21 protein-coding genes and 1 tRNA gene are annotated in these 25651 nt (G+C 34.8%); 14 read left to right on the top strand and 8 right to left on the bottom strand.

Annotation, left to right across the window (positions count from 1 at the left end; genetic code table 11):
• Position 1 precedes the first annotated feature (1 nt).
• Genes Y10_RS13790 through uxuA form a run of 8 tightly spaced genes read left to right on the top strand, consistent with a single transcriptional unit; the run spans position 2 to position 12117 of the window.
• Positions 2-1234 (top strand): glycoside hydrolase family 88 protein, encoded by a 1233-nt coding sequence (locus tag Y10_RS13790; protein ID WP_281765989.1) that lies wholly within the window; start codon positions 2-4, stop codon positions 1232-1234.
• Positions 1235-3097, top strand: coding sequence for a glycoside hydrolase family 2 protein (locus Y10_RS13785; RefSeq protein WP_281765988.1), 1863 nt, complete (start codon positions 1235-1237; stop codon positions 3095-3097).
• Between the two features lie 4 nt (positions 3098-3101).
• Positions 3102-4082, top strand: a complete 981-nt coding sequence (locus tag Y10_RS13780) for a glycoside hydrolase family 43 protein (RefSeq protein WP_281765987.1) — start codon at positions 3102-3104, stop codon at positions 4080-4082.
• A 19-nt stretch (positions 4083-4101) separates the two neighbouring features.
• Positions 4102-6699 carry an alpha-L-arabinofuranosidase C-terminal domain-containing protein gene (locus Y10_RS13775; protein WP_281765986.1) on the top strand — a complete coding sequence of 866 codons (2598 nt, stop codon included), beginning with the start codon at positions 4102-4104 and terminating at the stop codon, positions 6697-6699.
• Positions 6700-6724: 25 nt separating this feature from the next.
• Positions 6725-8896, top strand: coding sequence for a family 43 glycosylhydrolase (locus tag Y10_RS13770; protein ID WP_281765985.1), 2172 nt, complete (start codon positions 6725-6727; stop codon positions 8894-8896).
• A gap of 6 nt (positions 8897-8902) precedes the next feature.
• Positions 8903-10120, top strand: coding sequence for a DUF4861 family protein (locus Y10_RS13765; RefSeq protein ID WP_281765984.1), 1218 nt, complete (start codon positions 8903-8905; stop codon positions 10118-10120).
• On the top strand, positions 10104-10934 hold the full coding sequence (locus Y10_RS13760) for an SDR family oxidoreductase (protein WP_281765983.1): 831 nt from the start codon (positions 10104-10106) through the stop codon (positions 10932-10934). The genes Y10_RS13765 and Y10_RS13760 overlap by 17 nt, the downstream gene beginning before the upstream one ends.
• Before the next feature lies 1 nt (position 10935).
• Complete coding sequence (uxuA, locus tag Y10_RS13755; protein WP_281766190.1) at positions 10936-12117, top strand: mannonate dehydratase; 1182 nt, start codon at positions 10936-10938, stop codon at positions 12115-12117.
• 6 nt (positions 12118-12123) lie between these two features.
• On the opposite strand, the gene Y10_RS13750 is transcribed toward uxuA, so the two are convergent.
• A complete protein-coding gene (locus Y10_RS13750; RefSeq protein ID WP_281765982.1) occupies positions 12124-13122 on the bottom strand; it encodes a GntR family transcriptional regulator in 999 nt (332 codons plus the stop codon).
• A gap of 224 nt (positions 13123-13346) precedes the next feature.
• On the opposite strand from Y10_RS13750, the gene galK reads away from it, so the two are divergent.
• The 6 genes from galK to Y10_RS13720 all read left to right on the top strand — a co-directional run bounded on the left by galK (position 13347) and on the right by Y10_RS13720 (position 20046).
• Positions 13347-14531: a galactokinase gene (gene galK, locus Y10_RS13745; RefSeq protein ID WP_281765981.1), complete on the top strand. Its 1185-nt coding sequence runs from the start codon at positions 13347-13349 to the stop codon at positions 14529-14531.
• On the top strand, positions 14512-15570 hold the full coding sequence (locus tag Y10_RS13740) for a UDP-glucose--hexose-1-phosphate uridylyltransferase (RefSeq protein WP_281765980.1): 1059 nt from the start codon (positions 14512-14514) through the stop codon (positions 15568-15570). Before galK ends, Y10_RS13740 begins: the two co-directional genes overlap by 20 nt.
• A 175-nt stretch (positions 15571-15745) precedes the next feature.
• On the top strand, positions 15746-16384 hold the full coding sequence (locus Y10_RS13735) for a YiiX/YebB-like N1pC/P60 family cysteine hydrolase (protein ID WP_281765979.1): 639 nt from the start codon (positions 15746-15748) through the stop codon (positions 16382-16384).
• Between the two features lie 253 nt (positions 16385-16637).
• The gene (locus Y10_RS13730) at positions 16638-17273 is read left to right on the top strand and encodes a porin family protein (RefSeq protein WP_281765978.1); all 636 of its coding nucleotides are present in this window, start codon (positions 16638-16640) and stop codon (positions 17271-17273) included.
• Between the two features lie 895 nt (positions 17274-18168).
• Positions 18169-18230, top strand: a tRNA-OTHER gene (locus tag Y10_RS13725).
• A gap of 712 nt (positions 18231-18942) precedes the next feature.
• Positions 18943-20046: a slipin family protein gene (locus tag Y10_RS13720; RefSeq protein ID WP_281765977.1), complete on the top strand. Its 1104-nt coding sequence runs from the start codon at positions 18943-18945 to the stop codon at positions 20044-20046.
• A 33-nt stretch (positions 20047-20079) separates the two neighbouring features.
• Here the strand turns inward: Y10_RS13720 and Y10_RS13715 are convergent, their stop codons facing one another.
• The 7 genes from Y10_RS13715 to Y10_RS13685 form a co-directional block, all read right to left on the bottom strand.
• The gene (locus Y10_RS13715) at positions 20080-20700 is read right to left on the bottom strand and encodes a porin family protein (RefSeq protein ID WP_281765976.1); all 621 of its coding nucleotides are present in this window, start codon (positions 20698-20700) and stop codon (positions 20080-20082) included.
• A 28-nt stretch (positions 20701-20728) separates the two neighbouring features.
• Positions 20729-21739 carry a DNA topoisomerase IB gene (locus tag Y10_RS13710; RefSeq protein ID WP_281765975.1) on the bottom strand — a complete coding sequence of 337 codons (1011 nt, stop codon included), beginning with the start codon at positions 21737-21739 and terminating at the stop codon, positions 20729-20731.
• A gap of 130 nt (positions 21740-21869) precedes the next feature.
• Positions 21870-22682, bottom strand: a complete 813-nt coding sequence (locus Y10_RS13705; RefSeq protein ID WP_281765974.1) for an SDR family NAD(P)-dependent oxidoreductase — start codon at positions 22680-22682, stop codon at positions 21870-21872.
• Positions 22683-22784: 102 nt separating this feature from the next.
• Positions 22785-23171 carry a hypothetical protein gene (locus tag Y10_RS13700; RefSeq protein WP_281765973.1) on the bottom strand — a complete coding sequence of 129 codons (387 nt, stop codon included), beginning with the start codon at positions 23169-23171 and terminating at the stop codon, positions 22785-22787.
• A 4-nt stretch (positions 23172-23175) separates the two neighbouring features.
• Entirely contained in the window at positions 23176-24225 is a 1050-nt protein-coding gene (locus Y10_RS13695) for a nucleotidyltransferase family protein (protein WP_281765972.1), read from the bottom strand.
• Positions 24212-25333: a phosphoenolpyruvate carboxykinase (ATP) gene (locus Y10_RS13690; protein ID WP_281765971.1), complete on the bottom strand. Its 1122-nt coding sequence runs from the start codon at positions 25331-25333 to the stop codon at positions 24212-24214. The genes Y10_RS13695 and Y10_RS13690 overlap by 14 nt, the downstream gene beginning before the upstream one ends.
• 84 nt (positions 25334-25417) lie before the next feature.
• The gene (locus Y10_RS13685; protein ID WP_281765970.1) at positions 25418-25618 is read right to left on the bottom strand and encodes a hypothetical protein; all 201 of its coding nucleotides are present in this window, start codon (positions 25616-25618) and stop codon (positions 25418-25420) included.
• Between the last annotated feature and the right edge of the window lie 33 nt (positions 25619-25651).

Below are 25651 nucleotides of genomic sequence, written 5' to 3'. Positions count from 1 at the left end.
AATGAAAAAACTCTTTCTAGGTATATGTATGGTTGCAGTTTTTATGTCGTGTGATAAAAAAACAACGGATAAGACTGCCAAAGCAACCGATACAGATATGTTGTTACAAAAAATAGATACTGCCTTGTTGCAAGCAACCAAACAGTATGAGTTTTTAGCGGAGCAGGTAAAACCAGGTCAATATCCAAAAACGTATCATAAGGATAAAGATACGCTTGAAATAAGTGATTCTGGTTGGTGGTGTAGCGGGTTCTATCCCGGTACCATGCTGTACTTAATGGAAGAAAACCAATCGGAAAAATTAGGTGCAGAAACAAAAGCATTTTTAACGGATTTACAAAGAGAGCAATTTAATACCACTACGCACGATTTAGGTTTTATGATGTTTTGTAGCTACGGGAATGCAGAACGCATTCAACCAAATGAAAGCTACGAAACTGTTTTAATGAACAGTGCAAAGTCATTAGCTAGTAGATATAACGATACGGTGAAGGCTATCCGCTCTTGGGATAGTGCTCCTTGGAACAAAGCCGGGGAAGATGATCTAGTAGTCATTATAGATAATATGATGAATCTAGAATTATTGTTTTGGGCTACTGAGCATAGTAAGGATAGTACTTATTACAACATAGCGATGAATCATGCGAATACCACTATGAACAATCATTTTAGACCGGATTATAGCTCATACCATGAGGTGATTTATGATGAACATACAGGAAAGGCTAAAGCACATTTGACCAACCAAGGAGCGGCAGATGCATCTGCTTGGGCTAGAGGTCAAGCTTGGGGTTTGTACGGCTATACGGTAATGTATAGAGCTACTAAAGACGAAGCCTATTTAAAAATGGCTACCCATATAGCAGATTTTATTTTACAGCATCCAAACATGCCAGCAGATAAAGTTCCGTATTGGGATTTTAATGCTCCAAACATACCAAATGCTTTAAGAGATTCTTCTGCAGCTGCCGTTATGGCTTCGGCATTATTAGAACTAAGTACCTATACAGAAGGAGCTCAAAAAGATGAATATTTAGCAAGTGCTACAACTATGTTAGAAACACTATTGTCTCCTGAATATTTTGCTACTTTGGGTGAAAATGGAGGGTTTATCTTAAAACATGGAGTGGGGAATATGCCTAATTATACAGAGATAGATACACCATTAACTTATGGCGATTATTACTTGGTGGAAGCCTTGTTGCGCTACAAAAAACTAAATACTACTAAATAAATGAAATATTACTTTTTGCTAATAGCTTGTGTGTTGGGCAGATTAACACTACAGGCACAAGAAAATTTAATCATTAATACCGAGGGAAGAAACTCGGTTTCCTTAAACGGAACGTGGAGTTATATTATAGACCCGTATGATACCGGTTTTTATGATTATAGATTTAACGAACGTAGTGAGGATGATCTTGGAGCGTATTGGAATAAACCCGTGCTTAAAAAGAAAACTGACTGGACAGAGCACGGATATAATGATACATATACATTAGAAGTTCCTGGTGACTGGAATTCTCAAGATCCTATTTTTACGTATTACGAAGGGGCTGTTTGGTATCAACGTACCTTTGATAAGCCTGCTATAGCTGCTAATGAACAAGTGTACTTGTATTTTGGTGCTGTAAACTATGAAGCTCATGTGTATTTAAATGGTAAAAAGTTAGGAATGCATAAAGGAGGATTTACTCCGTTTAATTTTAAAATTCCGGCTGATTTATTACAAGATACAGATAATTACTTGGTGGTTCGTGTAGATAATAGACGTCACAAAGATGAGGTACCTACAGTAAACACGGATTGGTGCAATTATGGAGGGATTACACGAGATGTAAAATTGCTTGTGATGCCCGAGTATTTTATAAAACAATACCATATTCAACTAGATCAGCAACAAGATATAGTGAAAGCCAAAAAGAAAAAACGTTTTCAGGTATCGGGTTGGGTTAAGCTGAATGAAGTAATGGCTTCTGGAAAAGTGCATGTTGAGATTCCTGAATTAAAAGTAGATAAAGAATTTGAAGTTACAGGAGATTCTGTGAAGATAGCTTTTGAAGTGAAAAAAATGCAGTTGTGGGATACTGAAACACCTAAACTTTACAACGTTTCTTTGGCTGTTAATGACGAAAAAGCGATAACAGATAAAATTGGGTTTAGAAAAATAGAGGTAGAAGGAGATAAGATTCTTTTAAATGGTGATGAAGTTTTCTTGAGAGGTATTTGTATTCATGAAGAAATACCACAAGATGCCAGACGTGCAACTAGTAAAAAAGATGCTGAGCAAATATTTGGGTATGTGAAAGATTTACATGCTAATATGGTAAGGTTAGCGCATTACCCTCATAACGAGTACATGCCTAGAACAGCAGACTCTTTAGGAATTTTGGTATGGACAGAAATACCTGTGTATTGGACTATTGATTTTGAAAATGATGAGGTGCTAGAAAAAGCAACCAATCAATTAGAAGAAATGGTTGCTAGAGATAGAAATAGAGCTTCTGTAATTATTTGGTCTGTGGGTAACGAAACGCCACGTAGCGATGCCCGTAATACCTTTATGAGTACATTGGCTAAAAGAGCTAAAAAATTAGATGATAGTAGATTAATTTCTGCGGCTTTAGAAGTGCATTACAATGCAGGTACCAATTTTGTAGATGACCCGTTAGGAGCGTATACCGATATTGTTTCGTTAAACGAGTACCTAGGTTGGTATGGCGGCTTACCTGATGCATGTAGAACAGCTAATTGGGAAACTAAATACAATAAACCATTTTTTATTAGTGAAACTGGTGCCGGAGCTAAAGGAGGATTTCATGATGAAAAGGAAATGCGTTTTAGTGAAGAGTACCAAAAATGGTATTATGAAGAGCAAATACAAATGTTTAAAACTCGTTTTCCAGAGAATTATAAAGGTTTAGCTCCTTGGATTTTGATAGACTTTAGGTCTCCTAAACGTAACAATCCTGTTTATCAAGAAGGGTTTAATAGAAAAGGGTTAATTGATGAGAATGGAAACAAAAAGCTTGCTTTTTATGAGTTGCAAAAGTATTACAAGGAAATAGAGGAAAAAGAGAAGGCTTCAAAAAAATAAGTGTATGAAACGTTGTTTATTTTTATTAGGTGTTATAAGTATAGCGCTTATTGCTAGAGGGGCTGCTCAGCAAGTGCGTGCTTTAGATGAGATAGTGCTGAGTGATCCGTGTATTCTTGCCGATCAGAAAACCCAAATGTACTATATGACAGGTACTGGAGGGAAATTATGGAAGAGTAAAGATTTAAAATATTGGGAAGGGCCTTTTAATATAGCTAAAACAGATTCTACCTCATGGATGGGACCTAACCCAATGATATGGGCTGCTGAGTTACATAAGTACCAAGGTAAGTATTATTACTTTGGCACTTTTACTAATGAAAACATCATTATAGATACCGTTAAAGGAAGAGAGATTCCAAGACGTGCCAGTCATATTTTGGTGAGTGATACTGCAGATGGGCCATACGTGCCGATGAAAGACAAAACCTACCTGCCTGCAAATAAGCCAACCTTAGACGGTACCTTTTGGGTAGACAAAAATGGGAAGCCTTATATGATATACTGTTATGAATGGTTGCAAAACTGGCAGGGTACTATGGAAAAAATTGAATTAAAGTCCGACCTTAGTGGTTCTGTTGGTGAAGGGGAATTAATGTTTAAGGCTAGCGATAGTCCGTGGAGCGAAGAGTATAATGAAGAAGGTAAATTAGTACCTAGTAAAGTTACTGATGGACCGTATTTATTTACCACCGAAACAGGAAGATTGGGAATGATTTGGACGAGTTGGATACATGATGTATATACACAAGGAGTAGCTTATTCTGAAAGTGGAACCTTAGAGGGGCCGTGGATTCATGGAAAAGAACCTATTACACCGCCAAACTTCGGACATGGAATGTTGTTTAAAACCTTAGATGGGAAGCTGTTAATGTCTGTACATAGTCACCGAAGTGAAAATGGTAGATATATACGCGTGCCGCATTTGTTTGAGGTAGACCTTTCAGGAGATACTATAAAAGTAGGAAAGCAATACAAGCCTTAGGTACCAATAAATAACTAGAATGAAGAAAATCAATATAAACAAATTTAGCTTTTATTTTATGGTGCTACTGCTGTTGGCAGTAGTACCTGTAAAGGCAGAGAAGGTTGAAGATAATCCTGGTAAGGTATATCTATTCTCCTATACCAACCATGAAGATAGAAGTAGAAATGGCTTATATTTTGCTTGGAGTACAGACAAAGTAAACTGGCATGCTATTGGACCAGAACATCCTTTTTTACAATCAGATTATGGTGCATGGGGTTCTCAGAAAAAAATGGTTAGTCCGTTTTTGTTTAAAGATCAAGAAAACCTGTGGCATTGCATATGGAGCGTGAATACTACCGATTTTACTTTTGCACATGCAGCTTCTGAAGACTTGGTACATTGGAAAAGACAGTCGTACCCTCCATTAAACACAGAAAAAAATATTCTAGCGCCTCAAATTAAATTTACGGGTAGTTTGTATGAAGTTCAGTGGAAAAGTAAGGTAGGTGCTGAGGTAACCTACCATAAGGTAACTACTAGAGATTTTAAAGAATACAGCAAAATTGAAAAAGCTAGCTACGACACTACGCTTAAAAGCGAGGTTGTGGTAGATGGTATGTCTTTTGAAGGAGTAATTACTGAAGTAGAATGGAGCGAAGTGCAAACATTGATAGATGCAAAAGATTTATCGGTCTATAAAAGCAAACGTTATAGTGAAACTACTCAACAGGATACTAAAAGGTTTGACGGCTTAGCTAATGTAACTGCCCAGATAACAATTCATAAGGATAGAAAAAAGGCAATTAGTCCATTATTAATGGGGATCTTTTTTGAAGATATTAACTATGCTGCCGATGGTGGTTTGTATGCTGAATTAATTCAGAATAGAGATTTTGAATATACCCCAGCAGATACAAAGTTTAGAGACTATACATGGAATAGTTTAAAAGCATGGAAATCGGAAGGTATAGAGGTTACTATAGATAGTATAAGCCCTATACATGAAAATAACCTACACTATGTTACTATAAAGCGAAATGATGAACTTGGTAAGTTGGTAAATGAAGGTTTTGATGGGATACCTTTAAAAGCGAACGAAAAATATTATTTTTCGTTGTTTGCCAAAACTTTTGAAGGGGCTACTAAATTAAAAATTAGTTTGGTAGATACTTTAGGTAAGGTATATACCACCAAAACAATAAATGCAACCAGTAAAAACTGGAAAAAGTATCAGACTACACTAAAAGTAAAGGAGTCGGCTAGATATACACAATTGGTTATAGAACCTATGAGTAATCAAAAGGTAGGCTTAGATTTTATTTCTTTATTTCCTGCTGAAACGTTTAAACAACATAAAAATGGATTACGTGCAGATTTGGCTCAAACCATTGCAGATATAAACCCAAAGTTTGTTCGTTTCCCTGGAGGATGTGTGGCACATGGCGATGGACTCGATAATATTTACAGATGGAAAAATACCATTGGGCCTTTAGAAACCAGAAAGCCACAACGTAATATTTGGAATTATCACCAATCGATGGGACTTGGATATTTTGAGTATTTTCAATTTTGTGAAGATATTAATGCAACACCACTACCGGTAATTGCAGCAGGTGTACCTTGTCAAAATTCTAGTACAGGCGGAGCAGGTCAGCAATGCGGTATTCCAGAGGAAGAAATGGTAGCTTATATTCAAGATATTTTAGATTTAATTGAATGGGCTAATGGAGATAAAAATTCAGAATGGGGAAGCAAACGTGCAGCAGCTGGTCACCCAGAGCCTTTCAACTTAAAATACCTAGGTATAGGAAATGAAGATTTAATTACCGATGTTTTTGAAGAGCGTTTTACTCAAATATTTAATGCTATTCAGAAAGCATATCCTGAAATTGTAGTAATAGGTACCGTAGGGCCTTTTTATGAAGGAACCGACTATGATGAAGGTTGGGAACTAGCAAATAAGTTAGAAGTACCTATGGTAGATGAGCATTATTATGTGCCACTAGGGTGGTTGATTCATAATCAAGATTACTATGATGCATACGACCGAAATAATGCGAAAGTATATTTAGGAGAATATGCATCGCACTTACCAGGTAGACCCAGTAATATGGAAACAGCACTTTCTGAGGCACTATACTTAACAGCTGTAGAAAGAAATGGCGATGTGGTAAAAATGACATCGTATGCACCTTTGTTGGCTAAGGAGAACCATACCCAATGGAAACCAGATTTGATCTATTTCAATAATTTGGAAGTTAAACCAACTACCGATTATTATGTACAAAAATTATACGGACAAAATGCTGGAACTATTTATTATGATACAGATGTAAGTATACCTTTTGCTAATGAAGACATTACCAACAGAGTAGGGGTATCTGTAGTACAAGACGAGGAAAGCGGAGATATGATTATAAAACTAGTAAGTATGTTACCTGTGCCAGTAACGGCTAATTTAGACCATACCCAATTTGTAATGAATAGTAATGCCACATTAACAGTATTTGCGGGTGCACCTGATGCAATTGACGTTATACCGACAACAGAAGATTTTAAAATAGGAAAAGAATTTGAGTATACGTTGCCACCTTATTCTTTTACAGTAATACGTGTGCAAACACAACAGTAATTTTTGGAAGTAAACAATTTAAGATATGACCAGTAACTTGTTATGTAAATTTAAGTATATACTACTTGTAGTATTAATTTCTGGAATGGCTTTTTCCTGTGGAGAGCCAAAAAGTAAAGCGGATGATTATACCGCTTATTTATTTACCTACTTTATAGGAAACGGACCAGGCGAAGAATCCATTCGCTATGCAGTAAGCACCGATGGCTACAATTATAAAGCATTAAACGGAAACCAACCGATTGTTTCTAATGATGATATTAGTACTACTGGCGGAGTAAGAGATCCGCATATTTTAAGAGGTGCCGATGGTAAAACTTTCTATATGGTAGTAACCGATTTATATGTACCAGAAATGGGTTGGAAAAACTATGCTATGGTACTTATGAAATCTACCGATTTAATTAACTGGACCTCTTCAGTAATTAATATTCCTGAATCATTTCCTAATGAATACGGAGATGTGTATAGAGTATGGGCACCGCAAACTATTTATGACGATGCTACGGGTAAATACATGGTGTATTTTTCCATGAAACAAGGAGACGACCCTGATAAAATTTACTATGCATATGCTAATGAAGATTTTACTGCATTAGAAGCAGCACCAAAACAACTGTATTATCCGCCTGCTAATAGCAATAATAAGGCTTGTATAGACGGAGATATCATTAAAAAAGATGGTAAGTTTTATTTATTCCATAAGGCAGAAGATGGTAAGCCTGGTATTAAATTAGCAATTTCAGATAAGCTGACTGAAGGATATGAATTAGTGAGTAATGAGCGTGTAGATGCAGAAACCAATCCGGTGGAAGGAAGCGGAATTTTCCAATTAAATGAAACAGGAGAGTATATTCTAATGTACGATTTATATACGCAAGGGGGATATCAATTTACAAAGAGTACAGATTTAAAAAACTTTAAAGTAATTGATGAGTCTATAAGTATGAACTTTCATCCACGTCATGGTACGGTAATGCCAATTACAGATGAAGAGTTAAAAAGATTAATGGCAAATTACACATCATATGATGATCCGTTAATTGATGCGAATTCTGAAAAATTAAAAACCATCAATGTAGATGTAAACGGACCAGCCAAGACCATTCATTTACCAGTAAAAATAGGTGTAGATTTAACCAGTTTGGACCCTAAGTTTTCAACCTTTGAAGGCGTAACGATAACACCTGAAGGTCCGCAAGATTTCTCAAAAGGAGCAGTAGCTTATACGGTTACCATTGAAGGTAAAGAAAGTAAAACTTTTAACGTAACAGCATCGGAAGATCATAACCCGGTATTAGAGGGGTATTATGCAGACCCTGATGTGTTGTATGCAGAAAAAACAGGTAAATACTATATTTATCCAACGTCAGATGGTTTCCATAACTGGTCGGGTACCTATTTTAAAACTTTTTCTTCTGAAGATTTAGTAAGCTGGAAAGATGAAGGTGTAATTTTAGATTTGCACAAAGATGTAAGTTGGGCAGACAGAAATGCTTGGGCTCCGTGTATTATAGAAAAGAAAGTGGACGGCGCTTATAAATATTACTACTATTTCACCGCAGCGCAAAATATAGGTGTAGCAGTGGCAGATGACCCTACAGGGCCTTTTGTAGATAGTGGTAAAGCACTAATTGATTTTAGACCTGAAGGAGTTAAAGGCGGACAAGAAATTGACCCAGATGTGTTTATGGATCCGAAAACAGGAAAATCATATTTATATTGGGGTAATGGTTATTTAGCTGCTGTAGAGTTAAATGATGATATGGTATCTATTAAGAAGAATACCTTAAAAAATCTTACTCCCGATACTACATTTAGAGAAGGTACTTATGTGATTTACAGAAATGGTAAATACTATTTTATGTGGTCTGAAGATGATACCAGAAGTCCTAATTACAAAGTGCGTTACGCAATTGCAGATGGGCCATTAGGACCCTTACATATACCAGAAAACAATATTGTGATTCAGCGAAATGAAGAAGCACAAATTTTAGCTACCGGACATAATTCTGCCATTCAAAAACATGATACAGATGAGTGGTTTTTGGTGTATCACAGGTTTAACTACCCAAAAGGTGAAGAGATGGGGAGCAGAGCTGGTTTTCATAGAGAAGTGTGTATAGACACGTTAAAGTTTGATGAAAATGGTTATATCATTGAAGTTATTCCTACCTTAGAGGGAATTAAAAAATAATCTCCAATGTTTTTAAAATATTATATAAAGCCGATTGCATTACTATGTTTAGTTAGTGTAATCGGTTGCACTGCTACAAAAAAGGAAGCAGATGCAGTAACTGTTGAGGTAATTAACGAACTACATTTTAACAGAACTGAAATTGTTTCTGTTTCCATAGAAGAACTTCAAAAGCAATTTTCTTCTTTTAATGAAGATGCAATTAGAGTTAAAAAACAAGGAACTGATAACTTTTTAACTACCCAATGGCTAGATAATGACCAAGATGGTAGTAATGATGTGCTTTTGTTTCAAGCAACTGTAAAGGCAGAAGAAAGTGTGTATTATACCATTGTTATGGATAGTACTGTTACCACACCAAAAAGTGATGTAGTAGCCTATTCTCGTTTTGTGCCAGAGCGTACAGATGATTATACGTGGGAAAATGATAAGGTTGCCTTTAGAACTTACGGACCAGATGCTCAGTTAAGAGTAGAGGAAGGTAGAGAAAACGGAACCCTTTCTAGTGGTATAGATTTATGGTTGAAACGAACTGATAAATCTGTAATAGATAGTTGGTATAAAGGGTATCAAACAGACCCTATGTATTATCATCATGATAGAGGAGAAGGATATGACCCCTACCATGTGGGTGCGAGTAGAGGCGATGGAGGAATTGGTGTGTGGGAAAATGATACCTTATATGTATCTAAAAATTTCATTTCCTATAAAACCATCGCTTCTGGACCTTTACGTACCGTTTTTGAATTGAGTTATGCTCCTTGGAGTCCGTATAATATTCAAGAGACCAAACGTATATCGTTAGATTTAGGAAGCAACTTTTCTAAGTTTCAAATTAGCTTAAAAGCAGAAAAAGAAGTGCCAAATTATGCTATAGGTATTACTACTCATGAAAATGTAGGTGAGTACAAGTTACAAGCCAAAAAAGGATGGATACGTAATTGGGAGCAAATTGATGATGCTCATGTAGGTGAAGGTATTGTTATGAATCCGAAAGAAATTGATAGTGCTTTTGCTAGAGTTACTAAAGTTAAAGATCAAAGTAATTTACTTATAGTAGCAAAGCCAACAACTACCTTAGAATATTATGCAGGTTTTGCTTGGGAAAAAAGTGGCCAGGTGAAATCGGTAGCAGATTGGGATGCTTTACTACAGAGACAAAAACAAATTATAGAAAATCCATTAATTGTAAATACTAGAAAAAAGAATGTTACTACAAAATAAAGTTGCTGTAATAACCGGAGGTACCGGAGTTTTAGGGAGTGCCCTAACAAAAGCAATAGCAGCCGAAGGTGCTAAAGTTGCTATTTTGGGTAGAAGTCTGGAAAAAGGAGAAAAGTTAGCGGCAGAAATTAAAGCTACCGGTGGTACAGCTTTAGCGCTTAGTGTAGATGTTTGTGATAAAGCTACCATAGAAGCTGCACATAAAACAATAAATGAGAAATTAGGATTGGTTGATATTTTGTTAAATGGCGCAGGTGGTAATCATCCTGATGGAGTTACCAAAGATGAGTTTTATGATAATACAACCCCAAAAGATGATGATTTTCAAGATTTCTTTAAATTAGGATTGGGCGGAGTAGAACATGTGTACAATCTAAACTACATGGGTACTTTTATACCAACACAAGTGTTTGCCAAAGATATGGTAGGTAGAAAAGAGTGTAGTGTTTTAAATATATCATCTGTTAGTGCGGGGTTGCCATTAACTAAAGTGCCGGCTTATAGCGCAGCAAAAGCCGCTATTAGTAATTTTACACACTGGTTAGCAGTATATTTTGCTAAAGAAGGTATACGTGTGAATGCCTTGGTACCTGGATTTTTCTTAACAGAACAGAACCGTACCTTATTAACTAATGAAGACGGTAGCTTAACTTCTAGAGGAGAAAAGATTTTATCGCAGACGCCTATGGGGCACTTTGGAGAACCTGAAGATTTAGTGAGTACGGTGTTATGGTTATGTAATCCTGCATCTAAGTTTGTGACAGGGATTACAGTACCTGTAGATGGAGGTTTTACAGCATTTAACGGAGTTTAGTATGGCATTAGAGCAAACATGGAGATGGTATGGGCCTAACGACTCAGTGCCTTTATCTCATATAAAAATGGCCGGTGCCACTGGTATTGTAAATGCATTGCATCATATACCTAATGGAACAGTTTGGTCGGTAGCAGAAATACAGAAGCGTAAAACGGTTATAGAAAGTAGCGGACTCACATGGTCGGTAGTGGAAAGTATACCAGTTCACGAGGATATTAAAAGGCGTACAGGAGATTATAAACTGTATATTGAAAATTATAAGCAGAGTATTAAAAATTTAGCTGCTTGTGGTATAGATACGGTATGCTATAATTTTATGCCAGTACTAGATTGGACACGTACTGACTTAAGTTTTGAAATGCCAGATGGTTCTAAAGCCTTGCGATTTGATAAAATTGATTTTGCTGCTTTTGAACTCTTTTTATTAAAGAGACCTGCCGCTGCTGAAGCGTATTCACAAGAAGAATTAGAAAAGGCTGCAGTGAGGTATCATGGTATGAATACCAAGAAAAAGACGTTATTAATAAACAATATTATAGCGGGTTTACCAGGTGCTGAAGAAGGATATACGCTAGATAAGTTTCAGGAAGTTTTAGATAGCTATAAGGGTATAGATGAAGAAGTATTAAAAGCTAATTTATATGCTTTTTTAAAAGAAATTATTCCGGTTGCTGAAGAGGTAGGGGTGCTCATGGCTATTCATCCAGATGATCCTCCGTTTCCTATTCTGGGATTGCCTAGAGTGGTAAGTACAGAAGCAGATGCTACTGAATTGCTAGAGGCTGTAGATTCAAAGTATAACGGACTTTGTTTTTGTACTGGTTCTTATGGTGTAAGACCTGATAATGATTTGGAGGGTATGGTACAACGATTAGGGCACAGAATTAACTTTGTGCATTTAAGGGCTACCAAAAGAGATGAAGAAGGTAACTTTTTTGAAGCTAATCATTTAGAGGGAGATGTAGATATGTATGCGGTTATGAAGGCTCTGTTAGAAGAGCAACAGCGCCGTATAAGTGAGGGCAGAACAGATGTACGTTTACCTATGCGCCCAGACCATGGACATCAAATGTTAGATGATTTAGAAAAACATACCAACCCAGGATACTCTGCTATTGGTCGTTTACGAGGTTTGGCAGAGTTAAGAGGGTTAGAAATAGCATTGCTTAAGGCAAAATAAAAAAAATTATAAAGAGCCTCTTATGATAAGGCTACTTTTGTTTTCAATAACATCTTTTTTTTGCCCTACCACCATTTCAGCCATAATACTTCCCATAGAATTAAAATCGGTTGAAATGGTGGTTATACCATTAGCTACAACTTTTTTCAAAGGAGTATCATTGTAGGATATAATGCCAATTTCTTTTCCTATTTCTAAGCCTTTTTCTTTTATCTTTTCAATGGCTTTTACCAAATCTCTATCGTCTGGTATAATAAAAACTTCTCCAGGTGAAAGTTCATATTGTTTTATATCAGAAATAATTTCAGCTTTAAATTGATGATCCTTGCAAAACTTTAGAAACCCAATTTTCATACCTGTAGGCTGCTTAAAGTCGGGAAATATAAAAATGAGTTTTTGGTACTTCTTTAAGGCATCTTTACCAGTAAGTAAAGCATTGTAAATATCCTCTACAAAATTTTGATGAACAGACGGGTATTCCTGCAGTTGTTCATTGGTTTGGTCTAAAATATAAACGTTGTTTTTAGGAAGCTTTTTAATATGAATGTGTGCATCTTTTAAAATGGTAGGCATTATAACATACTTATTATAATCACCATTATTCTCGTCAATCAACTTTTTAAAAACCTCAATATTAAAGTAATGAAAGAAAATGTCAATATTAGCAAAGTTGCCCATAGTTTCTTTAAAAGAGTTGTATAAGTCTTCTTTAAAAGAGTTCAGTTCATCAAATAAAAGAAAGATGCGTTGCTCGGTAGTAAACTCTTCACTTTTAATATAATATCCTTTTCCTGGCATGGCGGAAATAATGCCTCGTTTTTTTAAATCATTATAGGCTTGTAAAACAGTATCTCTAGATAATGAAAACTCCAAAGCTATTTTATTAATAGAAGGCAGTTTGTCTTTTCGCTTCAATCGTTTTTCAGCAATAGCCGTTTCTACAGAATATATAATTTGCTTGTACTTAGGTATGTCTGAGTTTTCAATAACATTGATAAGCTTCATAACAGGGTAAATTTTAAACTGGTAGCTAATTTAGTAAAACTAGTAGGTACTGGTGTGGTGTTTTTTGTTAATATTTTATATTTGCTATGTAATCATTAAAAAACACGGTTTTAATATAAGAATGTGTTTTTGTATTCTAGGTGTTTTTGATGATGTGTTAATTTGAATTGATGAAATTATTAATTTTTACAATACCCTTGTAGAAATAATAGAAAGAAAAGAAGATGGATAAAAACAGTCTTATACAATCAGTTTCCAAAAGTTATGAGGAGCAGTTTAAAGCAGCTCCTGAACATATTTTCTTATCACCAGGACGTATCAACATTATTGGTGAGCACGTAGATTATAATGATGGATTTGTATTGCCGGCAGCTATTGATAAATATGTTTGCTTTGCAATTACTACCAATACCTCTACAGAATGCAATATTATTGCGCTAGACCTAGATGATAAGCTTACGTTTAATATAGAAGATGAGGTAACACCATCTGATAAAATGTGGGTAAACTTCTTTTATGGGGTTTTAGCACAAATTAAAGAAAAAGCACCATTATCTGGTTTTAACATTGTGTTTAGTAGCAATGTACCAATGGGTGCAGGGTTGTCTTCTTCTGCAGCATTAGAATGCGGATTTGCTTATGCCTTAAATGAGCTTTATGATTTAGGACTTACTAAAACAGATATTGCCTTAATAGGGCAAAAAGCAGAGCATACTTTTGTAGGTGTTAATTGTGGTATTATGGATCAGTTTGCTAGTGTATTTGGGAAAGAAGATCATGTGATTCTGCTAGATTGTAACACTATGGAGCATGAGTACCATAAAGCAGATTTTAAAGATTATAGCATATTACTTTTAGATAGTAAAGTAAAACATACGCACTTAACTTCTGGTTATAACGACAGAAGAAGAGAGGTAGAAGAAGGGTATGCTGTACTTAAAAAAGAGTATCCGGCAATTACTTCTTTTAGAGATGTAACCGAGTATATGGTAAATGCAGTAAAAGAAGAGTTAGGTGCTGTTAACTACAAACGTTGTTTGTTTGTGGTAAAAGAAATAAAACGTGTAAAAGATGCAGTTGATGCTATTGAGGCACACGATTTTAAAAAATTAGGTGCTTTAATGTTTGAAACACACCACGGGTTATCTGAAAATTATGAAGTAAGCTGTGAAGAGATAGATTACTTGGTAAGTTTAGTTGAAAATGATGAGAATGTAATAGGTTCTCGTATGATGGGTGGTGGCTTTGGAGGCTGTTCTATCAACTTAGTGAAGAAAGAAGCTGTTGACGGAATTATTGAAAAAGCTAGTAAACTGTATAAAGAGAAGTTTAATATAGACCTAGAGGCTTATAAAATAGCCATATCTCAAGGAACAACAATTTACAAAGATGAGCACGCAAGCATTTGATTATAACGAACACCCACACCGTAGATTTAACCCATTAATTGGGGAGTGGGTTTTAGTATCGCCACACAGAGCTAAACGACCATGGCAAGGACAAAAAGAGAGTGCTGCTGAGGTAGAAAAACTTCAGTACGATCCTTCTTGTTACTTATGTGCCGGTAATGAGCGTACCAGTGGAGCGGTAAACGAACAATATACAGACGTTTATGTTTTTGATAACGATTTTCCATCGTTGTTACAAGTAGATGTAGAAATGCCGGAAGAAAATAATCCGTTGTTTCAAATTGAACCACAGAAAGGAATTAACCGAGTTATATGCTTTTCCCCTAGACACGATTTAACCTTACCAGAAATGGAGGTTGAAGCAATTGAAAGAGTTGTAGATGCTTGGAAAGAACAATACATAGATTTAGGAGGACGTGAGTTTATCAACCATGTTCAGATTTTTGAGAATAAAGGTGCTGTAATGGGATGTTCTAACCCGCACCCACACGGACAAATTTGGTCGCAATCATCTATACCTACATTAGTGGCTAAAACCCAGGCAAACCTTAAAGCGTATTACGCTAAAAACGGAACAAGTCTTTTAGAAGATTATGTAAAGTCTGAATTAGAACGTAAAGAACGTATTGTTGTAGAAAATGAACACTTTGTTGCTTTAGTACCATTTTGGGCAATATGGCCGTTTGAAATTTTAATCATTAGCAAAAGACATTTTGGAAATATAACTGAAATGACTGCTGAAGAAAGAAAGGCTTATGCTGCAATTATCAAGGCTACAACAGTAAAATACGATAACTTATTTGAAACATCTTTTCCATATTCATCGGGTATACACCAAACCCCAACAGATGGAGAAGAGCATCCTGAATGGCATTTCCATATGCATTTTTATCCACCATTATTACGCAGTGCTACTGTGAAGAAGTTTATGGTTGGGTACGAAATGATGGCAGAAGCACAACGTGATATTTCACCAGAAAAAAGTGCTGCTATGTTAAGAGAGCTTTCAGAAGTGCATTACAAACAGAAAACTAACTAACTACCACATCATATAGTTTAATATTTGTTTTTAGATTAGTATTAATTACTAACACCAAAAATCCTCCCGTGTGCCTTTGGGAGGATTTTTTTTATGTGATCCTTTTTCGTTTTTTCTGAAAGAAAACCATTTAGCCATACTTGTTTAGTACATTTGTCTTTTAGATTTTATTTCTATGAGAAAGAAGTTTCTTTTGTACGTGTTATATATGTGTTGTCCAATACTGGTTTTAGCCCAAAATGTAGCTGTTAAAACCGGCGATATTTTGTTTAGAGAGAGTTCTACAAGTAGTTTATCTGAAGCCATAGATAACGTTACACAAACAGGTAAAGAAACTCACTATTCACACATGGGTATTGCAGAGGTGGTGGGCGATAGTATTTATGTACTACACGCAGCGCCAGAATGTGGTTCTGCCAGAGTACCTTTAGAGGAGTTTATGCACCCTAAAGAAGATAGTATAAAGTTGTACCGAAGAGTTACTGCATATAGACTAAAACAACCTTATCAAAAGTTTATACCTAGTGCTATTGAAAAGGCTAAAACCATGATGGGAAAGCCTTATAATTACTCTTACGTTATGAATGATAGTAGTTACTATTGTTCAGATTTTGTATACCGCTCTTTTCAAAAGGATTCCATTTTTAAGTTAAACCCAATGACATTTAAAAATCCAAAAACTGGTGAATTTCATCAGGGTTGGATAGATTTTTATCAAGAACTAGGTATCCCCATTCCCGAGGGTAAACCTGGTTGCAACCCTAATGGAATGGCAGCCAATGATAAATTAGTACTATTAGGAGTTTTGAAATAGCATAAAAATCAGTTGTGCATATTATTTTTTATAACCATTTTTGTATAAATAAAACCAATAATTAATCATACTGCATCTTACCTTTAATGGAAAAAAGTTCTTTCCAGAACTGTCATTACAAACAACAGCATTGATTAATTATTTTAATAGCGTTGCGATAATTTGATGAGGTATAATAATTATGAATGAATATTATTAAGTGGCATATTTCTTGCAATAACTTTAAGAATTGTAACCAATAAATAAATAAATAATGAAAAATCTTTTTTTAAGCTTACTGGCAGTAGCCGGGTTCTTTTCAGTGTCTAATGCTCAAGACCAAGGCGATTTTGAAGTAGGAGCTAACCTTGGTTTTGGTAGAGCCATTGTTATTTATTCCTCAGATCTTAATGGTGGTACAGAGGGTACTTTTGGTATTAACTTTGGAGCTACAGGAGAGTATTATTTTTCAGATAGATGGGGGCTTAAAGCAAAGCTATTATACGATGCCAAAGGTTGGGGTAATGGATATGTGCAAAACATAGACACTGGAGAAATGTATTACACCGATTTTAGTTTAAACTATGTAACTATTCCGGTAATGGCTAACTGGCACTTTGGAAGAAGGAGAAATTGGTATTTGAATTTTGGATTGTATACAGGATTTTTGCTTAGTGCAGAAGATGATGAACATGGAAATGATATTAAAGATGCCTTAAATGCTACGGATGTTGGTTTAGCTGTGGGGATAGGGTATAAAGTTAGACTTAATAGTAAAACGAGTATCTACTTTGCTTATGATGAGCAATACGGTTTTACAGATGTTTTCGCCGATGGTTCCTCTTCAGGTTTTTCTACTCAAAATGACAGAGGTTCTTTTGATATTGGAGTTTTATTTTTATTAAATTAATAAATTATATATTTGCATTATAATGAGAACAATACGTAAACATACTAGTTTTTCAATGCCACAGGCATTTCTATTAGCAGGGTATAAAGCATATCCGAATGGGCGTTTTGGTTCTTGTTGTAAGATTTTAAATAGATAAATGATATAAGTACATCTAATTTATAACAAAGCGCTCAATGAAAATTGAGCGCTTTTTTTATGTTTTTGAAGGAATGAAAAATATTTATGCAAAAAAAATACATAGCTGTTGAAAATATACTTTTTAAGTAACTATCTCATTTTAAATTGTATACTAATCTGCTGATATGCGGACAGGAAATCTATTGCCTATTTTAAATTTAAATAACTGATAACCAGTGTTTTAAATAAATATTTTTCTTGTGTAATTAAAAAATAGTTTACATCTTTGCCCTGTCAAAAAAACAGAAATAGCAATTAATAACAAGAAGCGATGTTTAGCAATCCATATAAGAGTTTATTACAACATATACTAGGAAGGTTTTATTGGCTTCGGATCTTTTCATAACAACGTATCAAATGAGAAATCCGGAGCTAATAACCAAAATGTTTCGGATTTTTTATATCCTCTCTATAAAATTTATAATTCGAAACAACTACGCAGAATAACTGCGCTGATGGTATAGATATTTGAATTGTAATTAAAACACAATCATAAACTACTTCGAGGCTGGTTCTCGGAGTGTCCAATCTCGATTATCGAGTAAGATATTAAAGATTTCAATGCAGACCTTGTTGCGTGTTTCTAATAGCACCATTGTATAAAACGTTGCGGAGACGTATGATGATTTTATATGCAGTCTGGTTTTGAAGGTACGCTATTACCATATCAATAGCTCCTCTATGTGTTGCGGGTTCAAATCCCGTCGTATTATTGAAATACGTAGTTCAATTGGTAGAACAATAGATTTTTTTGCATGGGTTCGACTCCCATCGTATTATTTGGATACGTAGCTCAGCGGTTAGAGCACTACACGTTGGATGTAGGTTAACTCAAGCTAATTATCTTGTAAAACTGATTACCATGAAAGGAAAAGTAATGTTTCTGAACTTGGTTTTTTAACCACCTAACCAATTAGTTAAAAAACAGTTCGGGGCATACCAGAGAACAGAACGATTTAGTATTCTGCGCATGTGGCTGTTTAAAATCAACGGTCTTATGTTTTAGTAAGATGTTCATTTGTAACAAAAGCGTGCAACCAATAGTAAATGTTTGTTTTCCGTATGATTTGGATAAGTTTAGGAGCATTACTTTCTATTAGAGTTAAAGAAAAGCATGTATTTGTTCATTTTGTCTTGACACAAATCGAAGATTCACGAGATCTTAAAACAATAAGAATGTACGAGCTAAAACGAACCAAAAAGTCAAGGTTTACTATAAAAACCTAAGAAAGTACTACGGCATTACCAGCCACAGATAAAATACAACTCGCTATCGCTCAAACAGTATTTTATCTAAATCCAACGCTGCTGCCTTGATTTTCAAGATTTTTATAGGTAGACCAAATTTGTCAAGATTATTGAGAGAATGAATTGGTAGAATATCTATTCAAATAAATATAGAAAATCAGAGATAATTATTGTTATAATTTGATGATTAAAGAAAACCCGGGATAGTTGTAAATAAAATGTGTAACCAAAAAAATGAACCATGAAACGAATTAGAATTAACAAAGGAAACGTAGGTTTGGTATTTAAAAAGGGAGATTACCAACGTGTACTTACAGCAGGTATACACTGGCTTGGTTTTGCAGAAAGTGTAACCATAGCAGATGAACGATTCCCTTTTAAGCCTACCAAAGCACCTGAAATTTTGCTACAAGATAAACAACTGGCAAGTATGTTGCATGTGGTAGATGTAAAGGATAATGAGATTGTATTGTTGTATGAAAACGGTAGATACCGTGGGGTATTAATTACCGGTATTCATTACTACTGGAATACCCTTAAAGAGTTTACCTTTTTAACAGTGGATAAAAGTAAAATTTACATTACTGAGCAAATAGATAAAATGTTGTTTAGTAGATACGAGCTATCTCAGCATGTAAGAGTTTTTGAAGTTGGAGCAACTGAAAAGGCAGTAATGATTGTAGATGATGTTTACGTAAAAACGTTAGGCGCTGGTACGTACCGTTTTTGGAAGAACGATACTACCATTAAAATAGTGAAAACTGATATGCGTGTGCAACAAATGGAAATTGCTGGCCAAGAATTGTTGACCAAAGATAAAGCCGCTATTCGTGTGAACTTCTTTGCGCAATATAAGGTAGTGAACATAGAAACCGCTTTACTAGAAAATAAGGACTTTGAAAAGCAGGCTTACATTGCTATGCAATTGGCTTTAAGAGCATACATAGGTGCTTATACATTAGATGAGTTGCTAGAGCAAAAAGAGGGTATTGCAGATGCAGTTTTTGCAGAGATTAAACCCGTAGGTACTAAACTTGGAATAGAAATTTTAAGTTGTGGTATTAGAGACGTAATTCTTACGGGAGAAATGAAAGATATTATGAACCAAGTGCTTATTGCGCAAAAGCAAGCACAGGCCAATGTAATTACTCGTAGAGAAGAGACGGCATCTACCAGAAGTTTGCTGAACACAGCTAAACTAATGGAAGAGAATGAGATGCTTTTCAAACTTAAGGAAATGGAGTTTGTAGAGAAAATTGCAGAAAAAATTGGAGAAATTACTGTTTCTGGTAATGGAAGTATTGCTAAACAGTTGATGGATGTTTTTTCTGTGCATGGTAAATAGGTAAAGGCACCGGAGATAAATCTTCAGGTGCTTTTACAATTTATAATTAACACCTATTTGATATACATTACTAAATCCTTCATTACGTTCTATAAAACCGTACCCAAACCTACCTTCTAAAATTAGCTTTTCTGATAGGGTATAGGCCAAACCAAAAACACCAGCCATTTCAAAAGTATCATACGATGTGTTTGTATTGCTACTATTGGTATTTGGGATAAAGTGATCACTGCTTATTACAAAACCCGGTTGGGGGCCTGCTAAAACGGCTAATTTTTCTAAAAATTCATATTGTAACACCAACGGAATGGTAATTAATTGTTGGTTGATAGAAGTAGTTACAGTGTTTCCGTTATTTGTGATATAGGTAATGTCATAAATACTTTCCATATCCATATTTCTGTTAGAATAGAGAACCTCTGGCTGAAATTGAAACTTTTCTGAAATAGGAAAGGAAACAAATACTCCCAAGTAAAAACCTGGCTTTGAAGAAAAATCTATAGGATAATCTCCATTATCTGCCATGCGAGAATAGTTATCCACCTTAAATTGCGAAATGTTAGCTCCTGCTTTAAGTCCATATCTTATATTTTGAGCATTTAGTGAAAAACTACTGCCTATACTTATAAACAAAAACCAAAAGAAATATCTCATAAATAGTTTTTTCTTAAAGATACTTATTTTAATTTTCTAATATAGTTAAAGCAATAGCCTCATGTTTTTTTAGGTAGGTGTTGGTATATTTTTTTGCAGGAGTTTTTGCTTCGTAGGGTGCTATACCTTGTGTAACTAAATTATCTAATACCTGTGGGTGAATGTAATAAGCTCTAGCAGTAGCCACTGTATTACCTAGTACTTTTGCTACATTTCTAACAATTGCGGTTTCTAATTTTCGGTTTTTGCCTTTATTACAAAAGTCAACCGCATTTTGGTATTCATCAATGGCTGATATCGTGCCACCCCACGTTCTAAAATCTTTGGCAGAGAAATCTTGGCCGCTAATATCTTTTATGTAACTGTTTACATCTTCAGAGCAAATTCTGTGCGTTTTACCACCTTCTTTGTATCTAAAAACTTCGTAGCCAGGTAATTCATTTATTTCTTTCAGAAGGGAAATCAACCGTTTGTTAGTAATATCTATTTTACGGTATTTATTACTTTTAGCTTTGTATTCAATATGTAATTTGTTGGGGGTAATATCTAAATGTTTTCTTCTGATAGTAGTTAGTCCATAGGTTTCATTTTCATTTAAGTAAAAGTCGTTACCAATTCTTAGGTAGCTGCAATCCATTAATTTTACAGCTAGAGCCAATGTTTTTTTATAACTAAAATCGGGTAGTTTAAGGTCTTTGTTTATGGCTCTACGCATTTTATCAATGGAGTTACCAAAGTCATACACCTTATCAAACTTGCATTGCTGTCTGTATGTAACCCAATCTACATGGTAAATATATTGTTTACGCTTGCGTTGGTCGTTACCAGTAGCCTGTATATGTCCGTTTTCATGGGTACATATCCATGTTTTCTCCCACATGGGAGGTATGGTAAGTGACTGTATACGTCTTAGTGTGTTCTGTGCGGTTACGGTCTTTTCCTGCGGATCTAAATAGATGAATTTTTTCCCGCTTTTAATGCGTGTGTAACCAGGTTCGGTATCAGAAACATAAATTAAATTTTCAGGACAATTTTGCATTATGATTAAGGTTTTAAAAAGGGTATTAGCACTATGCTAATACCCAAATCTTTTTGCTCAATTAGTGATGTTTTAATTTTTAATAGTATTTGGGTTAACCCCCAAAATAACCTACTAATAGAGTATAATTTTATCCAAAGGCAGACTCTACTGCACCAGAGTCTACACGGTAATTACTACCATTTACATAGCTTGCCTGTTCAGAACATAAGAAACTGATAACAGCTGCAACTTCTTCTGGTTTTCCTCTACGTCCTGCTGTTAGATGTGGTCTGTCATTTTCTAAAAAGTATTCTACGGCTTCCTCCATACTAGTATCTCTTTCTTCCGCTAGTTGCTCCATCATGGCATCGGTCATTGGGGTTTCAATAAATGCCGGTGATACAGTATTTACCAAAATACCTTCTTTACCGTAGCTTCTAGATAGGCATTTACTTAAATTAATAACCCCTGCTTTACAAGCATTGTATGGACTCTCATCTACATAGGGTTGAAAAGCATTTTCAGAGGCAATTAATATAATTCTACCCCATTTTTTTTCTCTCATTTGAGGTATAAAGGCACGGCATATACGTACGGCTCCCATTAAATCAATGTCAATTGTTTTTTGCCAATCTTCATCTGTAAGTTCTAAAAAATCCCCTGCAGCCCCTCTGGCTCCAGCACAATTTACTAGAATATCGGCACCGCCATATTCTTTTTTTACCATCTCAGCAAAGGCATCTACAGCTTTAAAATTGGTTAAATCACAAGCCTTTGAATAAACCACAGCGTCGCTATTGTGATTTTTGATTTTTGATTTTGCCTCTTTTAAATCTTCTTCATTAATATCAGTAAGAATTACTTTGACCCCTTCACTAGTTAAAATTTTTGCAGTTTCTAGTCCTATACCAGAGTCACCACCAGTAATAACAGCAGTTTTGTTTTCAATATTCAAATTCATAAGCTCTTTTTATTTTCAATTTACTTATGAAAATGATTCTACTGGACTTGATTAGTAATTTTTAACGTAGCCGTTTTAAAAAATGTTAATAGATGGAGGGTTTTATTCGTGTAGTTTTATCCACTCGATACTGTCATTGGTAGCAAATTTAATGACCAAATTTTTGGTGTGTAGGGTAACAAAACCAAGTTTGTTTTGTTCAATTAAGTAATAAAAGTAATTGTTATTTTCCCTATCTGGAGTACCTAATGTTTGTAAAATTTCAGATTTAGTTAAATGTCGTATGCTATCATTGTGCAATACGCTATCTACCATAATTGGGCGGTAGGTGTAGTTGTTACCATGTTTTTCCTTCCACTTGCTACCATTAAAATTAGTAGTATGCATCATATTAGTTTCTTTTTCAGTAGCCTCTTCACTACAAGCACCTATAACGAAAATTAATGCCCCTAAAAAAATCACATATTTTAATTTATTGAACTTAGCCATAAAACTACTTTTTAAAAATTTTACGGAGGTAATATTTAAAGATATGAATATTATAAAAGGTTTTAAAATAGCGTTTGATTCTACCTTTTTTTAGATAGGTCTCTTTTAGCTCTTCTACTTTTTTAGCTTTGTCTTCAGGGTTTTCTATATGTATCAAAACGTTCTGTAAGTAACTTTCTGTATCGTTATTTTTAGCATATACTATTTGATTACTATCTAAAATATACTGGCAGGTGACTAAAAAAGCATTTACAATTTTCTGATATTTTGGTGCTACAGAAAATGCACTTGTTGATGGTGTCTTATATGATAATAAATAAACGTCGTAAAAATTTCTAAGTGGTACCGAGTATACTTGATATCCGTAATCTTCTACGTAGTTGGAGGCTACACTATGCCATAAAAGTGCGGGGTATTGCATTATAGAGAAGCCAGATTTAGTAACTTGTATATTACTTTTAGCAAATGTGTAATCTAAAGAGTCTTTTTGTAAAATTTTAAAGTGTATTTCTAAGGCAGCTATTTTTTCTTCATGCACAAAACGAGGTAAGTGCTTACTATAAAAGGTTTTGTTTAAAATGTCGGTGTCAGAAGTATAACCGTTACTAGTTAGTACTTTAATAATCGGGTCGGTTTCTTTTTTTTCAATGATAAGGTCTATATCTCCAATCATGCGCTCTCCAATATCTTCGTAGAGTCCATCTACTAAACATGCGGTACCTTTTAAAAAAATAGGAGTAATATTGTGAGCTACTAAAAGGGTATTCAAAGATTCAACTTCAGCTAAAATTTGCTCATTTCTTTCTTTATTTAAACCATAAATATGCTCCATAAAAGCAACCAGATCTTCTGGTAAAAGCTTTAAAAAATTTACAGCTTTAAAATTTACATATAAGGCAGGAAAAACATAGTAAGCTGTACTTATTTGTACAATTAACTCCCAATCTATTTCCTTAGATTTTATTTTTTGTTCAATATATGCTCTATGGGTAGTTTCCTTTTTAAGTGTTAGGCACTTGCCTATAAATAATATGTTGTTTTTAATGGTTACCATCCAGTATATCTTTTAGAGTAGCTAATAAATCTTCTGTTTTGGAGTAGGTTAGCTGATAGGTCTTAACAGTGTTAAACCAATTTAAAAATATTTCTGCATTTTCTGGCTCCGGAGATAACCAAGAGTCTGGTACCAATTGCTGAAAAGCATCTGTTTTTGTTATTGGTGCTACTTGTAAATTAGAGCCTGCTTTGTATTTAATAAATATAAGGTTATGGCAAGGGTAAGTAATAGTAATATGTGAGTCAGTTGGAATAAAAGTTACCGTTTTGCCTAATCTGTTTTTAAAACTTGGCTTTTCCATTATATCAGGATAGTAATTAGCTAAAACAGGTAAGCTTTTTTCTTTAACAGATATGGCGGCCGGAAAAGGGTAGATGTTTTGTAGTGCAGAGCCCATAGGTACAAAATCGTCTGCAATACAATTAAATCCGTTGGCATGAGCAATGGCTAGGGCAGTGCTTTTACCGTTGCCAGAATCTCCTAATAACATAGCGCTTTTACCATTGTATGATATAGCCGAGGCGTGAAAAACACCTAGCCATTCTCTCTCTGGTTTTTTATATGCTAACATCATTATATACATAGATAATTTACCTTGTAAGTAATGAAAATTATCTTCCGTATAATTGTTATTAAATATTTCATCTACTTGTAGTGAAAATGTATTGTCAGACTCAAGAATGGTAATTGTATGGTTGGGTTCTTTAACCTTTTTTGTAACTAAATGTGCAAACTTAAGGTGTATTTCATTCATTACATATTCACTTCCATAATGAAAGCAAAAGGTTGCATTGTTAATAGTGTAGTAATACGTTTTGTAAAAGGTAGCTTCAGGTATTTCAAAAGTACTTTGAGAATGATCGTCCACAGGGAGGGTAGTAGTTATTAGTTGTGTAAGTTCGTCAATTACTTCATGTACTTTTTCTACTGATAAACCAGTTTCATTTTGTATGTGTTGTGTAACAATCTCTAATGGTGTATCTTGATCTATATGTTCAATAATGTCGGCAAGAAATGGATCAAAAATACTATACTGATTACTATTTTTAAACCATACAAAAGCTTTATCTTCTATAGGTTTTATTAGTACGGAGTTCTTTTTCATGGGGTCTGCTTTTAATTACTAAGGTACATATAAAATAAAAAGTCTTAGCAGGGCTAAGACTTTTTATTTTGTAATGTGATTATTTTACTTTTCTGGGGGGAAAAGCAAAGGTGCTTTAAATCCTTCACCAGGTTCAGTTGGACTTTGAGCCTGAGATTTTTTAGGACTAAGCATAATATAAGTTCCTAGTGCTGTTACAGCAGCATACTTACCAAATTTTCCCATTTTCTTTAATGCCTCTTTACGAGTCATTAATTCTTGATTTTCGTTTGAGTTCGTTTTCATATTTATGCGTATTGGGGTGTTAGTGGCTGCATA

Origin of the sequence: Neptunitalea lumnitzerae, assembly GCF_027924185.1 — a bacterium.
Lineage (GTDB): Bacteria > Bacteroidota > Bacteroidia > Flavobacteriales > Flavobacteriaceae > Neptunitalea > Neptunitalea lumnitzerae.
This window is presented reverse-complemented; position numbering and strand designations above follow the sequence as displayed.

Excerpts from the sequence above, each read along its gene's own strand:
- Y10_RS13790 (WP_281765989.1), top strand. The coding sequence starts at position 2 with ATGAAAAAACTCTTTCTAGGTATATGTATGGTTGCAGTTTTTATGTCG.
- Y10_RS13785 (WP_281765988.1), top strand. The coding sequence starts at position 1,235 with ATGAAATATTACTTTTTGCTAATAGCTTGTGTGTTGGGCAGATTAACA.
- Y10_RS13780 (WP_281765987.1), top strand. The coding sequence starts at position 3,102 with ATGAAACGTTGTTTATTTTTATTAGGTGTTATAAGTATAGCGCTTATT.
- Y10_RS13775 (WP_281765986.1), top strand. The coding sequence starts at position 4,102 with ATGAAGAAAATCAATATAAACAAATTTAGCTTTTATTTTATGGTGCTA.
- Y10_RS13770 (WP_281765985.1), top strand. The coding sequence starts at position 6,725 with ATGACCAGTAACTTGTTATGTAAATTTAAGTATATACTACTTGTAGTA.
- Y10_RS13765 (WP_281765984.1), top strand. The coding sequence starts at position 8,903 with ATGTTTTTAAAATATTATATAAAGCCGATTGCATTACTATGTTTAGTT.
- Y10_RS13760 (WP_281765983.1), top strand. The coding sequence starts at position 10,104 with ATGTTACTACAAAATAAAGTTGCTGTAATAACCGGAGGTACCGGAGTT.
- uxuA (WP_281766190.1), top strand. The coding sequence starts at position 10,936 with ATGGCATTAGAGCAAACATGGAGATGGTATGGGCCTAACGACTCAGTG.
- Y10_RS13750 (WP_281765982.1), bottom strand. The coding sequence starts at position 13,122 with ATGAAGCTTATCAATGTTATTGAAAACTCAGACATACCTAAGTACAAG.
- galK (WP_281765981.1), top strand. The coding sequence starts at position 13,347 with ATGGATAAAAACAGTCTTATACAATCAGTTTCCAAAAGTTATGAGGAG.
- Y10_RS13740 (WP_281765980.1), top strand. The coding sequence starts at position 14,512 with ATGAGCACGCAAGCATTTGATTATAACGAACACCCACACCGTAGATTT.
- Y10_RS13735 (WP_281765979.1), top strand. The coding sequence starts at position 15,746 with ATGAGAAAGAAGTTTCTTTTGTACGTGTTATATATGTGTTGTCCAATA.
- Y10_RS13730 (WP_281765978.1), top strand. The coding sequence starts at position 16,638 with ATGAAAAATCTTTTTTTAAGCTTACTGGCAGTAGCCGGGTTCTTTTCA.
- Y10_RS13720 (WP_281765977.1), top strand. The coding sequence starts at position 18,943 with ATGAAACGAATTAGAATTAACAAAGGAAACGTAGGTTTGGTATTTAAA.
- Y10_RS13715 (WP_281765976.1), bottom strand. The coding sequence starts at position 20,700 with ATGAGATATTTCTTTTGGTTTTTGTTTATAAGTATAGGCAGTAGTTTT.
- Y10_RS13710 (WP_281765975.1), bottom strand. The coding sequence starts at position 21,739 with ATGCAAAATTGTCCTGAAAATTTAATTTATGTTTCTGATACCGAACCT.
- Y10_RS13705 (WP_281765974.1), bottom strand. The coding sequence starts at position 22,682 with ATGAATTTGAATATTGAAAACAAAACTGCTGTTATTACTGGTGGTGAC.
- Y10_RS13700 (WP_281765973.1), bottom strand. The coding sequence starts at position 23,171 with ATGGCTAAGTTCAATAAATTAAAATATGTGATTTTTTTAGGGGCATTA.
- Y10_RS13695 (WP_281765972.1), bottom strand. The coding sequence starts at position 24,225 with ATGGTAACCATTAAAAACAACATATTATTTATAGGCAAGTGCCTAACA.
- Y10_RS13690 (WP_281765971.1), bottom strand. The coding sequence starts at position 25,333 with ATGAAAAAGAACTCCGTACTAATAAAACCTATAGAAGATAAAGCTTTT.
- Y10_RS13685 (WP_281765970.1), bottom strand. The coding sequence starts at position 25,618 with ATGAAAACGAACTCAAACGAAAATCAAGAATTAATGACTCGTAAAGAG.